This is a genomic window from Pseudoalteromonas sp. NS-SX12, assembly GCF_057367955.1.
In genome coordinates this window covers 920,732-934,186 of sequence record NZ_CM170635.1, presented here as the reverse complement: position 1 = coordinate 934,186, position 13,455 = coordinate 920,732, and the positions used below count along the sequence as shown (strand labels likewise).

Sequence of the window (13,455 nt, the reverse complement as noted above, 5' to 3'; positions counted from 1 at the left end):
AGTGATTATGGCGTTAATTTATCAAGAAACCGTGCCAAACCCCGAGGAATTTTGCGAGATGCGAATTAAAGCAGGGCTTTCTGCAAAATCGCTAAAAGCGGCAAGCATTGCATTACCGAATAGTTTGTACGGCATTTCAATACGCGATGGTAAGCAGTTAATAGCAATGGGGCGTGTAGTTGGAGATGGCGCGTGCAATTTTGAAGTGGTGGATATTGCGGTAGACCCAGCCTATCAAGGTCGTGGCTTAGGCCGAGAGGTGATGCAATACATTGATAACTATTTAGCATCGGTCGCGCTTGAAGGCTCGTACGTGTCTATGATCGCTGATGAACCAGTCTTTTACGAAAAATTAGGCTATCGATTAGTTGCGCCGAAAAGCCAAGGTATGACAAAAAAATTTACACCAAATCATGAGACGCCGCTTAGCAGTTAATGTGCTAAGCGGCTTTTTGTTATTGCTCTTTATTTAATAAGCCCATCAAGCCAACCAGCGCGGCAAATAGCACGGCTGCCACAGGCCAAATAATCCAAGTAACGCCCCAGTTCATTGTCCATAAGCTCCAGGCTAGGAAAATAGCGACGACTAAAGGCCAATAAAACGGTGCCAGTTTTAGTGCGTTGCGCTCACTTTGGGTGAGTTCGCGGTTTTTATCCCCTTCGTTTAATACATGTTTATAGGCTTCATATTCACTTGATGCGGGAATAATCACCCATAAACCTAAGGTAACGATAAACAATAACGCGGCGAGCATCAGCAAGGTTAAATCGGTGCGACCAATCAGCATAATAACTAACAATAATGGAATGCTACTGGAAATAAATAAGGTCACAGCGAGCGATACTTTGCCGTTGTACTTAGGTGTGAATGCGTCGATTTTCTCACTAAAGGCACTATGCACACCATACATCAATTCAAATTTACCTTTTTCAATGGGAGCAATTGCACGCTCATATTGATTGGTTTGGATCACCAAACGCACACCTGCTGCAATTAGAATAAAAATTGAAATTATGCCAAACACCACTGCGGTATTTTTATTTAACCCAATGCTGTTGTTATTGGCTAATGCCAACAAAAAAAACAAAGGTACAGCCGAACATACAAAAAATGCGACGCCTTTTGCGGTGAGAATGGCTTGGGCTTTTTTGGTGTTTACGTAGTCGATAGCGTGCTCTAGGCTAATTTGTGTTAAGTCATTGTCGCGCTCTTCTATGTGTTCAGCCGTTTCGATTTCGTCTTTTAACAAAAAGTCGGTTGAGACATTAAACAGTTCGGCCAATTTGATAATTTTATTTAAATCGGGAATGCTGTTGGTGCTCTCCCATTTTGAAACCGATTGGCGCGATACGCCCATTTTTTCGGCTAATTCTTCTTGTGACCAGCCCAGTTGCTTTCTTAATGTAATTATTTTCTCGGATAAGATCATTGTTCGTTACTCTGTTTGTTAAATTGCCTCTAGCTTAGGAATTTCAACGGTTGCACACTAGCAAGCTGGCTTGGAATCTTGTCAACTGGCAGTTGCATTTACTTATTTTTGCTAAAAAACGGCAGTTTTCTTACGTTCTAGCATACCGCTTATTGATTAATCGACCAGTAAATTATTTATGCGTTTTTATAACTTTTTTGCCGCGTTTTTGTTGCAGCCCTATCGCAATATTCAGAAAACAAACCGGCAAGTTCAAAAACGCTAAGTTATATTTGTGCGCTTTTAGTTTTCTTACTTAGTTTTGATTTAAGTCCTTTTGTGAAATAACTTTAGTTGATAGATTGGTTAGCAAAATAACGATTGCTGGATAAAAGATGGATTGGCTTGCCGAAGAATCAGAAACAATTACAAATAACCGTAAACCATGGAAAGTAGTGATTGTTGATGACGATTTAGAAGTACACAAAGCAACAAAGTTAGCAATGAAGACGTTCGAGTTTATGGGGCGTCGACTTGAGTTTTACAGTGCCTACAATGGCAGCGAAGCAAGAGCGCTTTTGCGCGAACATCTCGATGTGGCGGTTATTTTGCTCGATGTTGTAATGGAAACTGATGACGCGGGTTTAAAGCTCGTTAACTTTATTCGTGGTGAGTTAAATAATCGCGATACGCGTATCGTGTTAAGAACAGGGCAAGCCGGACTTGCGCCAGAGAGCGAAGTGATTAAAAACTACGATATTGACGGTTACAAAGCCAAAACCGAAATTACCGTCGATAGCTTGCATCATTTGTTCTATACCTCATTACGTTCGTTTCGCGATATTTCCCGTTTGTGCAGCTACAAAAATGCGTTAAAAGCCTTGCTAAATTCGGTGCTAAAAGTCGATAAGCTCGCCGATATTGAATCGTTTTCGACAAATTTACTCACCTATTTGAGTGATGTGCTAGACGCCTATGAAGCAGAACTGGTGATCAATAAGCGCAAAGCGTCGGTTATCAATATAAAAAGCACTAATACCACGGTAATTAACGCGCAAAGTGATAGTTCTTCAGCCATTGATGTGCCTGATTTTATTAACACGGTTACCACTGCCAAACAGCTTACTTACCAAGGCAATTTCGCCGGAATTTATTATAAAAGCGACAATGAAATTGAAGCTGTGGTGGTGCTAGAAGTGGACACTGAGCTCGATAACAATGCCATAGAGCTGGTGGAAATTTTTACTGAACATGTGTGTGCCCTGATCAGCAAAGTGAATGGAGCAAAGTGATGATACATTTCAATATTGATAAAATCATAACCTCGCTTAAATCGTCTTATGGTAAAGATTTTTTAGATACCATTACGATGCAGCTGCATAAATCAATTGGCGCGCAGTTTACCTTTATTGCCAAATTAGATGCGATACGCAATGTATCCCAAACAATGTCGTTAGTGGCAGGTGATGAATTTGCCGAAAATTTTGAATACTCGCTGGAATTCACCCCGTGTGCTGATGTAAGTGACGATTCTACATGTATTTTCCCCAGTAAAATTTGTAACTTATACCCAAAAGATCAACTACTTATCGATATGGGCATCGATGGTTACATTGGCGCACCGTTGCACGATTCTAAAGGCGCAGTATTCGGCTTAGTTGTAGCGCTTTACAGTAAGCCAATCGAAAACGCCGAAGAGGTTGCGTCGTTATTTGAACTATTTGCCGGACGTATTTCTGCTGAATTAGAGCGCGCTGAAAAAGAACACGCATTGTTTGAATTAAACCAATCACTTGAGCAAAAAGTAGCGTCGCGCACCCATGAATTAGAAAGCGCATTAAAGCAGTTAAAAAGTTCGCAAAAACAACTTATCGAACAAGAAAAATTGGCGTCGCTAGGGCGTTTAGTGGCAGGTGTCGCACACGAAGTAAATACACCGTTAGGTGTTGCTATGCTAGGTAATTCAACGGTACTTGCTGGGGTAAATCAACTTGCTAAAAAGTTAGCGAACAATACGCTCAGCAAACATGATTTAGACGCTTTTCTAATTGATGCTAAAGAGGCGGGCGAAAGTGTTGAGTTTAATTTAAACCGCGCCAGTGAATTGGTGGTTAACTTTAAGCAAATCGCGACCGATTTTCATACGGACCCGAAAAGCGATGTCAATTTGGTTGAGTGGATATCGTCTATTTCTACAAGTTTAAAACCAATGCTAAAAAATGCGGGTATTCAATTTAAACTTGAACTGCCACCTTACGCGTTAATTGTAAATACGTACCCGTCGCGTTTAGCTCAAGTTGTGACTAATTTAGTATCGAACGCGATAAAACACGCCTTTCCAAAAACGCACAACCAAGCTGAAAAGGTCATTACCATTAGGCTAAGTGGCGATGCTACAAATTATGCACTGGAAATAGCCGATAACGGTATTGGTATGGACGAAGACACACAAGCACATATTCTTGACCCATTTTTTACAACAGACCGTAAATCGGGCGGCATGGGGCTTGGTATGAGCATAGTGCACAATTTAGTTACGGGGTCGTTAAATGGGCGCTTGGTTATTAACAGCGAACAAAGTAAAGGCACTAAAGTAAGTGTTTATTTCGCGGGCAAGTAACTAATTTTAAAACTAAAATTTTGATGTCTGACTTTTATAGCGTGCGTATTTATGTCATGCTGCGCGGCAAATAATAATCAAATATTAGGCTGGTAATGGAATTACGACACGTTAGTGAAACGATTATTCATGGTATCTCAACAAGAACTAATAACGATGCTGAAATGGGGCCAAATGGTAAAATTCCGGGTCTTTGGCAAACGTTTGATGCAAAGGTACCGGTAAACTATCAAGGTGGTGAGCGAGTTTACGGCGTTTACTACGATTATGAATCAGATCACACCGGCATGTTTAATGTGCTAGCGGGGTTTGACGGTGCATCTTACCCAGATAATCTAGAAGCAATTACGATTAATGAAGGCAAGTATTTGGTGTTTAGCCATAAAGGTGAGATGCCGCAAATCGCAATAGATGCGTGGACGCAAGTTTGGCAATATTTCGCAGGTGATGCGTGTGAGCATCAACGCTTATTTACCACTGACTTTGAATACTACCCAAGTGGCAATCAAATAGACGTATGTATTGCGGTAAGATAACACGATAGCTGTGTTTAAGTGGGTGAGCTGATTTTACTTTCAGCCACCACAATATTAAAAACTGTTTAATATCAATTGTTAGCGCCATGAACAAATGCCCACACTGTCAACAAAAGTTAAATCCATTTTCATTGTCGTTTGCTGCATTTCCTGTTTACTTTAAATGTAATGGCTGCAAAACACGGCTAACGCTAAAACGGGTAAAGGCCTTTTGGCTTACTTATTTACTTTATAGCGTCATTATTTTGCCAATTGTGGTTCATACACCGTTTATTAATAACCATAATCTTGGTCTGCCAGTGATGATTACTGGTGCATTTGTGCTTTATTATTTTGTAGCTAACTACCTATTAAGACAAGAAAACATCGCGATTTATAAGTAAGTTATTTATGCCACCTTAAGCGGTTGTGCGCGAACATTTATGTGTTTTATGTGCGGCTTTTTGTGCGGCGTTTTACCTTCCTCAGCCCTATCTTTTTACGTTGAAATGCAAAGACACATTGGTTTTTGTTTTTAATATTGTCGACAATATTGCGCTTATAAATATAAAAAATGATCTTTATTTAAGTTTTTACTTTATATTTGTCGACAATTTGAATTTAAATAAGATTGTTAGTCATGCTTTATAATCTGTTTGGCACTATTAATACGCTGTTTATTGTCGTTAGTTTGTATGGTGTTTTTTCACAGCTTAAAACCATTTTTGAACGTAAACAGGCTGCGCAATGTAGCGATTCGCCAACTGCACTTTTGTCGCTGAATCAATTTTCGGTGAGTTTTTTAGCGTATTTATCGTTTTTTATTTATGGCTATTCCATAGCGCCATTTAATCATTACATTGTATGGCCTAGGTTTGTAGCATCGCTACTTGTGTTGGGCATTTTGATAGAAATATGGCGAGACCGAAAAACACATTTAGCATTTATTAGCATGAGTTTGGCATGCGTGTGTTTAGTGGTCTCAATTTTAGGGTTGTTTGTTGGCGAAACGTTTGCTGATAAAGGGAAGTTAATTTCGACAGCCATTATTTTGTTGGTATCGGCGTTAATTGCCCAGGGTTACGCACATCAAATTTATGTGATTATACGTTCTGGTTCTACAGGTGCGGTGGATTTAAAAATGAGCCAGTTTATTTTGATGATGGATATCTCCACCATTGCGTTTGCTTTTAGTATGGGACTGAAACAAGGGTGGCCGTTGCTTGTTTTAGCAATCACCAGCGGCATAACCAAACTCATTATTATGTATTTGTTTCGCTGGGTTAAGTTAAGCCCCATAGCAAAAACACGTCGCGTAAAGGCTGCTTAAACTGAAAACAGTATGATATTTAAGCCTAATTGCTGTTTGGTGATTACTTGTAGCGCTTTTTCACTGCGTTGGCAGTATATAACTGCCAAAATTACTGTGTTGTGTCATGACACTTTAAGCTATGCGTCAACTGCGCGATAGCGCGCAGTTGCTGTAAAAAGAAGTGGTGGCGGGCCAGTCACTAAATACTCCAATTACACCCACTTTTTTAGCGAGAAAGTCGAGCAACTCTAAGGTAAAACCTTCATTTTTAATTGCCGGTTTAACTGATTGATAATAAAAACCGCCACCTTGCGTGATTAGCCCTGAACGCTCTAACGTCCATGTAATTATTTTTAGTCCGGCTTTTTTTGCCTCTAGCGCATAGGCTGATTCAATCAGTTGATTATTTTCATCTAAACTTACCAACACCCAAAGTGGTGGCGCAATAATATTGATACCCATGGCTTTTAATTCGCTCATGCTATGTTGCCACGTTGTGGGGTTATTATGATCAAACCCTTGTTGTTCGTAGCCATCGTCTAAATACACAGCTTGCGTGGCAAAATCGGGGTAGTGTTTAATCCAATATTGTAAATCAGCAAGTTCAAACGATTGCACAAAAACATCACTTGAAGAAATGCCCGCTTGTTTATATTCGCTAATCAGTTTTTTTGCGTATTCGTGTTGTGACAATCCGTCAAACGGCATTGTTACTTGGGGCTTTTTAAGCTCAGGTGTCATTTTTACATCTAGGCTTTTAAACAGTTCTATGCTTTGTTGGTGAGTCATTAAAGTGCCGTTAGCAGCATATAAATCAGTGCGCCAATTAGGTGTACCAGTTAGGTAGTCTTGCGGCGTTTTGGCATACACATTAGCGCCGTCCATTTTGCCTGATAATTGTAAAAATTCTGCGAGTGTAAAATCTGATGTGCAACATTCTACCTGTGCTTTTTTGCCAAGCGCTTTATCGCCTGGAGTAAAAGGTATTCGGCATTTTTTAGCAAGCTTTGGCTTTGCTAGCACGTTTGTTGTTTGGTGTAAGTCACATTGCGAATGTCTACATACTAGGGCTTGGTCTTTGGTAAAGGCAACATCACATTCTAAAATGCCCGCGCCCATTTTTGCTGCAGCAAGGTAAGACTCTTTGGTATGTTCTGGAAATTGCAGTGGCGCTCCGCGATGACCTATTGAAAAATCCGATTTTTCAAAGGTATTTGTATTACAACTTTCAAGCTGAGTTTTAAGTGGTGAGTTGTCCATTTGCGAGATGAGATAATATGGGCGCACACCCACTTCAACTTTTTCATTATGTGTTTGTGACACGCTTTGGCAGCCACTAAGAAGCAGAATCATCAAGAAAATTATCGCGCGCATACATCGCCCTTATGGTTATGATTTACCCATTACAGCACAATAAAATGACAAAACGTGAAACAACACATTATTTTTGGCAATGCGCATATTAACCTTGCTGTGGCGTATTAATACTTGAGCACTAGCAGTGTGATTTTGTTACTTTACGGCTTTGCCTAAATGACATTGGCTAATCAATCAAAAACTTGAGCTCGGTGGCTGCTTTAGTCGGTGTAACTTCTGTTATCTCGTAGCTGGCGATGTTTTCACGATAAAAAGGGTCATGTGCTAGTTCGCGCTCAAGTGTTTTGCGATCGTTAATGGTTGAAATGATCACGCCACCTGTTCTTGGCTCTTTTCGGCCCGATAAAATGAAATGCCCTTTTTCATATTGGGCATTTAGGTATTCAATGTGCTCAGGTATAAATTTATCAACCTCGTTAAGTGGCACTTGATAGGTGAGTGAAATAATAAACATATGTCGTCCTTGATTTATAAAAGCAAAGTCTGATTATTAGCGCGTAAAGGCTAATACGCTTTAGTTGTTTTTAGCGATGCCCATTAACACCTGCATCGTACTATTGTTGCTGGTTAATGAAAATGCGTTAGTCACGTTTTCAACAAGCAAGTTTGCGTTTTCATAGCCTTGGGTGATCATCTTTGGTGTAAAACCAAAATCATCCTGCTCGTTGCGCTGCCAATCCCACTGTACAAACGTACCGTTTTGTTTTAACAAGCGTTTAAACAAGGTTAATAACTGCTGGTAATTTGGCACAAACGCACACACTGATGATGCAATAATTAAGTCAAAACCTTCTGTTAACAATGGGTTATTTTTAATTTCGTGTTCAGATAGTTCACAACAAAGCGTTTTGACATTGGTAAGCGATTTGGCGTTTAACACATCGATCATTTTTGCTGATGTATCAATGGCAATGACCTCTGCGGCTTGTTTCGCAACTTTTTCTGTAAGCAAGCCAGTGCCACAGCCAAAATCGAGCACACGCAGGCCATTTAGTTCTGTATATTGTGTAAGTGATTTGAACGCGTTTTCGGCGTAGAGGACTACATCTTGGTTGTTGTCCCAACCATCGGCATATTCATCCCAACTGTTGCTCATATTTGTTCCTGTTTAAAAAGTTTTTAAGGTTTAATGCGCGCAAGTAGAGCACGTATTTCGCTTACAACCATTTCGGGCTCATCGTTTTGTGGGTAATGGTAGCTTTTATCGGTTAATACAGCTTTTCCTTGCGGAAAATCATTGGCCCAATCGGTATGCAGCTTACCCCACAGTTCACGGGCTTTGTCGGTAAAAAATAAGAGTGCTGGCTCGGGGTAGTGTTTTATTGAGGCAATGACGGTAACCGGAATATCAGGAATTTGTGGGTAGTCGGGCAGTGGGCGCTTAGACCAAAAATCTAAATATTGGTTAGAAAGTCCATTTGCTTGGTCGTCGAGTTTTACTTGCGCAATTTCTTTTTCTGCCTGCGCTAAGTTAATTTGGCGCATGATATCGACATCGTGCTCTGAGGCTGGCTCAATCAGCATTAATGCGCTTACTTGTGTTGGGTAAGTTGCTGCAAATCGTCTTGCGATGTAAGCGCCGTAAGAATGGGCAATTAACACCACGGGCTTTTTAATTTTTAGTGCAGCAAGTAGCAAATGCGCTTCTTCTGCATATTCTTCTGAGCTGTAGTTTTTGGTTATTTTTTGCGAACCGCCATTGCCAATACGCGAATAGCGAATAACACGCGCATGCTGGGTTAGCGTATTGAAAATAGGGTCCCAATCGGATAAACCTGCCGACCCTCCGGCTTCTAATAAAATGGTATGCTCACCGCTACCAGCCATTTGGTATTCGACGGTAACCCCTTTTACTTTTGTAAATTGAGCGGTAGCGAAAACATTAAAAGTGAACAGTGAACTTGCGAACAACAACCAAAATTTCAAAACAACTCCTTACTATGGTGGTGGGAGGGCTGTGTTTTTATACAAAGGCGAAAACTAATACCTGTTTGCCCTTGCCAAATAGCCTAATATTCACAGGTGTATTTACTGTAATTCCAACTTCCACCTGAATCTAAGCAGGTGTCTGAGTGTAAAAATTCGCTTAAGAACGGCGTAACAGAGAGGGTGATTGCAGCAACTGCTAACCAGGCTTTAAATTTATTGTGTGACTTTTTGAGAATAATAACAGCAAATAATGTGCACGATGCGGCCCACATTAAATTGTGTTTACTGTGCTCATTCCAAGCAAACTCGCTTGTATCAGGCAAGCTTATAGTCCAATAATTAAAAAATGCGGTGTTCACAAAAATTAATGCGCTAACAACAAGAGACGTTGCGATACACCATTTTAAAATCTTAAGCTTATTCATGTGGCAATATTCTAATTAACGTATTTGCACGATTATGACTTAATTTTAGGTACATGTATTGTAAATAACTGTATTAATTAATTTGTTAAGCGCCTAGTAACGGCAGGTGTTTACACCGCTGATAGGTTAATGCGAGTGTTAAACATTGGCGAATAACATGATGCGGTAAAGGCTTATTGAGCGGCAATATAATTGCTCTGTTTGCTTGAAATTCAAGTGTATCGCGATAGAGTTCTCGAAACGTATCTACAAGCTTGGTGCGGCAGTTAAAATACAATGCATAGTATTGAGGGTTTTTGGGCTTCCAGTCCATGCGTATTGGCGTACCTGATTTCACACTGTAACTTGGCTCGCCCCATTTTAAACATTCGTCAACATCGCCTAAGTTTAATTCTGTTGCCAGTGAAAATATTAGGCTGCGCAATTCTTCTAAACGTTGCTGCACGTGAAGAGGGTAAGTGCGCAAATGCTGTTGTACTTCATTGTTCATGTCGCTTCCTGCTATCGATTAGGGTTCATAAATCTTATTTATGTTTTGGTCACAAATAATTAGAGCAAAGAGGCTAATACGCTCTGGTACTTAATCAAGTTTATTTATACCGCGGGCGAGTAGCACTCTTTGCTAAAAATGGTATTAACTACCTTAAACGCTATTTTAAATCGCCATGCTCTAGGTAGTATGCGTTAACTTTGATTGGATTAACATTGAGTTGGTGTGCAATTTCCTCATTACTAAGACTTGTGCTCATACCTTCTATGCTAAATTTTTGCATTAGCGATGATGCGCTGTTAATCCAAAACAAGTGATCAACACCGGGTTTACCTTCAATAATACGGGCATAGAATTGCCTTGTTACGCCATTGGGTGTGAGGCGAATGTATTCCGCAGTTTTTGGCATATCCGGATTTAGCTGTTGCCTAAAAATAACGTCTTTCACAATAATGTTTTGTTGAGGTAATTCAAGCGTTCCACCGCGTTCAAAATGATCTGAGTATAGATCAGCCTTAAACTGCCATATTCCTTTTTCATTTTGGGCTAGCTGGGTTAGGTCAAATCGTTCTGGCGATAGCGTCCAATAATTTGAGCTATTTACTAGCGCATTTCGCAATTTAGTGTGATTTACGCTGTTGGCGAGCTCAAAACGCACAATTAACTGCATGTCGTGGGGAGCATGAAACATGGGTAAATGCGACGCATAAAGTGATTGCCCATCTGAAAAAAGCAGCATGCCATGTAAACCAACTCGTGCGTTGTGCGGGTGGTTGCTGTTTTTCGCAGAGGCATCGTTAGCAACGCCAAGTAAAATAGATAAAATAATTGGCAATATGATTTTCATTACATAACTCCATGCTTTGTTTGTGAAAAAAGTAACCCTAAAACACTGATAGTGAGGGTGCATGTAAATACCCAAGCAGTAATCGACAGGGTGTTTTTAAACACGAAATGTTGAATAATTGCTTGCCCTAAAATGCCAAGACCAACCCAAATAGCATACGATACCGTTATTGGGATTGTTTTACTGGCAACGCCAAGCAGATACAAGCTCAAACCCATGCAAGCGCATAGCATAAGAACATAAAAATGAGATTTTGCGGATGTGTGAGCGCCGAGCAGCGCAACCCATAAAATTTCGAAAAGTGATGCACCGATTAGTGCTAAATAACTCAAGAACATAAACGCCACCTAATAAATATTTGGTGGGGCCGTCCCCGATGAAAATGGAGCGGTAAGGTCGTCCTTACTTCCTAACGGACGCTAAAAATAGCAAAAGGGGATTTTAACTGCAACGATATTTTGGGGTGAGATTGGCTGAAATAAAAACGACCAAGCGCTAAAGCTTGGTCATTAGTGTCTTACTTTTTCAATTTTGGTACGTCACCGCTGAAATCAATCCAAGGGTTAGTTCCGAGCAGTTCTGAACCTTCTACGCTCGGCTCTTCATATCGCATAACAAAGTGCTTTGGACCGTGAGCATAGGCAACTACTAACCCGTGAGCTGAGTCTAAAAATCCACCATGCGGACCTAAACCAGGATAACTAATTCGCCAAGCTTTGCCATCTGTAGGCACTTCGCCAAGTACTAACTTGCCAACCACGTTGCCAGGTAAACTGAAAAACCAAGTCCACGGACCACCAGATACAATGGTCATCACTTCATCGATACCTACACCATCATCAGAGCTATTAACATGTAACTTGCCGAATTTTTCTTGCAAGTATTGTTTTACTTCTAGGTTCATTGCTTTCATATCATAAACTTTAGGGTATGGCGCTACACCAATTTCTGAAGTTGATAAAAAGCCACCTCTATGTGCTTCTGGTACACGCCCTGCCTGTTTTATTAAATCTAATAATTCACCTCTATGTAGAGAAAAGTGAGAAATTAGACTATCGGCTTCTTCTTTAGTGATTGCCCTGTTTTTAGATATTTCTAAAATAGGCTTGGCTGCTTTCGGCAATGCGACTGTGCTTACGCGTACACCGACTGTTTTTAGTACCGCGTTAACGTTTTTCACCCCCTGTGTTGGCGCACTGCCGTCACTGTAATAAAGGGTAAGTGAGCCTGCGGTAGAGCCTGACTTTGCATAGCTTTGTGCGATAGGGGCAATTATCATTGCACTCGCTAATATTAAGTTAAACCATTTATTCATCATTCATTCTCCTCAAAAGTTATCGGGTGATGAGTTATGTTTCAGTTCTCAGTCTAGAAACATAAGCTGACGTGATAAACAGCAATTACGTAAACTGATTATCTACTTTAAGTAAATAGTCAGTTTATTTTAACCCTGTTATTTCTTTTAATTACCTTAATAGTTTCACTCTAGTAAACAGTTAAGCCACTCAAACTCTATTTAACAAATCAAAGAGATTGTTATTGTTAAGCCATTGAAATTAGCCAAGCGCTGATTGTTGGTTTCTTTTATTACAGATTTAGATATGCAAAATTTTAAATACCATTTCCTTTCCTTACTTGTAACAGCGCTTGTTGCAGCTTCGTTTATATCAACCGCAAAGTTGTCAGGTGTGATAAACGCCTTTTCTCTTACCTTACTAAGATTATCAATTGCCGTAATCGTGTTGTTACCTGTCATTTTGATGAAAAAACACCGAATTACGTTAACCAAAAAAGTGCTTGCGAAAGGCTTTGTTATGGGACTATTTTTTGCCGTTTTTTTCATTTGCATGTTTAAAGCACTAGAAACAACAACCCCTCTAAATACCGCTACGCTTTATACATTAGTCCCCTTTTTAACCGCTATTTTTAGTGTTTTTGTATTCAAAGAATCAATGTCTTTTAAATTACTACTGATTTATCTGATTGGTGCTTTAGGCACCTGCTGGGTGGTCGTGAGAGGCAGCTTAGAGGTATTAATCGGTATGAGCATAAATCAAGGAGACTATTTGTTTTTTCTGGGGTGCATATCCATGGTTTGTTTTTCTATCTCAATGAAGCTATTTAATCGCTACGAATCCAGTGTCGTTGTTGTTTTTTGTACGTTACTTGGTGGTGCTGTATGGATGCTATTTGCATTAATTATTGTTGAACAACCGCTCGGTTGGTTTGCTATAGATATCAACCTTTCTCTACATATGCTTTATCTCGCCGTATTTGCGACGTTAATATCAACCTTCTTAATCCATAAAGTGACAATAAAACTCGGCCCGACAAGAGTGATGGCTTATATTTATTTAAGCCCCGTCTTTGTCGCTGTATTCATGTGGTTGTTTGAAGGAAAAAGTATACCGACAAATGTTTATCCTGGCATGGCTTTGTCGATTATTGCGACCTTAATACTGCAAACCACGAATAAAGAAACCTGTAAAACATAGTAATTGAGAGAAAACTCATGCCTTTCAATAGTTTTG

At 40.0% G+C, this 13,455-nt stretch carries 17 protein-coding genes; 7 read left to right on the top strand and 10 right to left on the bottom strand.

All coding sequences use genetic code 11. The features are described from left to right. Positions 1-7 precede the first annotated feature (7 nt). Positions 8-436 (top strand): GNAT family N-acetyltransferase, encoded by a 429-nt coding sequence (locus AC2IOM_RS18395; RefSeq protein ID WP_486359671.1) that lies wholly within the window; start codon positions 8-10, stop codon positions 434-436. Between the two features lie 19 nt (positions 437-455). On the opposite strand, the gene AC2IOM_RS18390 is transcribed toward AC2IOM_RS18395, so the two are convergent. Further along, positions 456-1,430, bottom strand: coding sequence for a helix-turn-helix domain-containing protein (locus tag AC2IOM_RS18390; RefSeq protein ID WP_486359670.1), 975 nt, complete (start codon positions 1,428-1,430; stop codon positions 456-458). Between the two features lie 374 nt (positions 1,431-1,804). Between AC2IOM_RS18390 and AC2IOM_RS18385 the strand changes: the two genes are divergently transcribed. The 5 genes from AC2IOM_RS18385 (at position 1,805) to AC2IOM_RS18365 (ending at position 5,874) form a co-directional block, all read left to right on the top strand. After that, positions 1,805-2,701: a DUF3369 domain-containing protein gene (locus tag AC2IOM_RS18385; RefSeq protein WP_486359669.1), complete on the top strand. Its 897-nt coding sequence runs from the start codon at positions 1,805-1,807 to the stop codon at positions 2,699-2,701. Continuing rightward, positions 2,701-4,029 carry a GAF domain-containing sensor histidine kinase gene (locus tag AC2IOM_RS18380; RefSeq protein ID WP_486359668.1) on the top strand — a complete coding sequence of 443 codons (1,329 nt, stop codon included), beginning with the start codon at positions 2,701-2,703 and terminating at the stop codon, positions 4,027-4,029. The genes AC2IOM_RS18385 and AC2IOM_RS18380 overlap by 1 nt, the downstream gene beginning before the upstream one ends. Positions 4,030-4,124: 95 nt before the next feature. Next, the gene (locus tag AC2IOM_RS18375) at positions 4,125-4,565 is read left to right on the top strand and encodes a GyrI-like domain-containing protein (RefSeq protein WP_486359667.1); all 441 of its coding nucleotides are present in this window, start codon (positions 4,125-4,127) and stop codon (positions 4,563-4,565) included. 86 nt (positions 4,566-4,651) lie between these two features. Beyond that, the gene (locus tag AC2IOM_RS18370) at positions 4,652-4,948 is read left to right on the top strand and encodes a hypothetical protein (protein ID WP_486359666.1); all 297 of its coding nucleotides are present in this window, start codon (positions 4,652-4,654) and stop codon (positions 4,946-4,948) included. 236 nt (positions 4,949-5,184) lie between these two features. Next, on the top strand, positions 5,185-5,874 hold the full coding sequence (locus AC2IOM_RS18365; RefSeq protein ID WP_486359665.1) for a hypothetical protein: 690 nt from the start codon (positions 5,185-5,187) through the stop codon (positions 5,872-5,874). Positions 5,875-6,000: 126 nt separating this feature from the next. Here AC2IOM_RS18365 and AC2IOM_RS18360 read toward each other — a convergent pair whose 3' ends face one another. The 9 genes from AC2IOM_RS18360 to AC2IOM_RS18320 form a co-directional block, all read right to left on the bottom strand. After that, complete coding sequence (locus AC2IOM_RS18360; RefSeq protein WP_486359664.1) at positions 6,001-7,230, bottom strand: glycerophosphodiester phosphodiesterase family protein; 1,230 nt, start codon at positions 7,228-7,230, stop codon at positions 6,001-6,003. Positions 7,231-7,399: 169 nt separating this feature from the next. Then, positions 7,400-7,687 carry a YciI family protein gene (locus tag AC2IOM_RS18355; RefSeq protein WP_274760254.1) on the bottom strand — a complete coding sequence of 96 codons (288 nt, stop codon included), beginning with the start codon at positions 7,685-7,687 and terminating at the stop codon, positions 7,400-7,402. A 60-nt stretch (positions 7,688-7,747) separates the two neighbouring features. After that, entirely contained in the window at positions 7,748-8,329 is a 582-nt protein-coding gene (locus AC2IOM_RS18350; protein ID WP_486359663.1) for a class I SAM-dependent DNA methyltransferase, read from the bottom strand. A 23-nt stretch (positions 8,330-8,352) separates the two neighbouring features. After that, positions 8,353-9,159, bottom strand: a complete 807-nt coding sequence (locus AC2IOM_RS18345) for an alpha/beta fold hydrolase (RefSeq protein WP_486359662.1) — start codon at positions 9,157-9,159, stop codon at positions 8,353-8,355. 83 nt (positions 9,160-9,242) lie between these two features. Next, a complete protein-coding gene (locus AC2IOM_RS18340) occupies positions 9,243-9,587 on the bottom strand; it encodes a hypothetical protein (RefSeq protein WP_486359661.1) in 345 nt (114 codons plus the stop codon). An 85-nt stretch (positions 9,588-9,672) separates the two neighbouring features. Further along, the gene (locus tag AC2IOM_RS18335) at positions 9,673-10,077 is read right to left on the bottom strand and encodes a DUF1801 domain-containing protein (protein WP_486359660.1); all 405 of its coding nucleotides are present in this window, start codon (positions 10,075-10,077) and stop codon (positions 9,673-9,675) included. A gap of 160 nt (positions 10,078-10,237) precedes the next feature. Next, a complete protein-coding gene (locus AC2IOM_RS18330; RefSeq protein ID WP_486359659.1) occupies positions 10,238-10,924 on the bottom strand; it encodes a hypothetical protein in 687 nt (228 codons plus the stop codon). Beyond that, on the bottom strand, positions 10,924-11,262 hold the full coding sequence (locus AC2IOM_RS18325) for a DMT family transporter (RefSeq protein ID WP_486359658.1): 339 nt from the start codon (positions 11,260-11,262) through the stop codon (positions 10,924-10,926). Before AC2IOM_RS18325 ends, AC2IOM_RS18330 begins: the two co-directional genes overlap by 1 nt. Before the next feature lie 179 nt (positions 11,263-11,441). Beyond that, a complete protein-coding gene (locus AC2IOM_RS18320; protein ID WP_486359657.1) occupies positions 11,442-12,242 on the bottom strand; it encodes a hypothetical protein in 801 nt (266 codons plus the stop codon). Between the two features lie 283 nt (positions 12,243-12,525). On the opposite strand from AC2IOM_RS18320, the gene AC2IOM_RS18315 reads away from it, so the two are divergent. Then, complete coding sequence (locus AC2IOM_RS18315) at positions 12,526-13,419, top strand: DMT family transporter (protein WP_486359656.1); 894 nt, start codon at positions 12,526-12,528, stop codon at positions 13,417-13,419. Positions 13,420-13,455 lie beyond the last annotated feature (36 nt).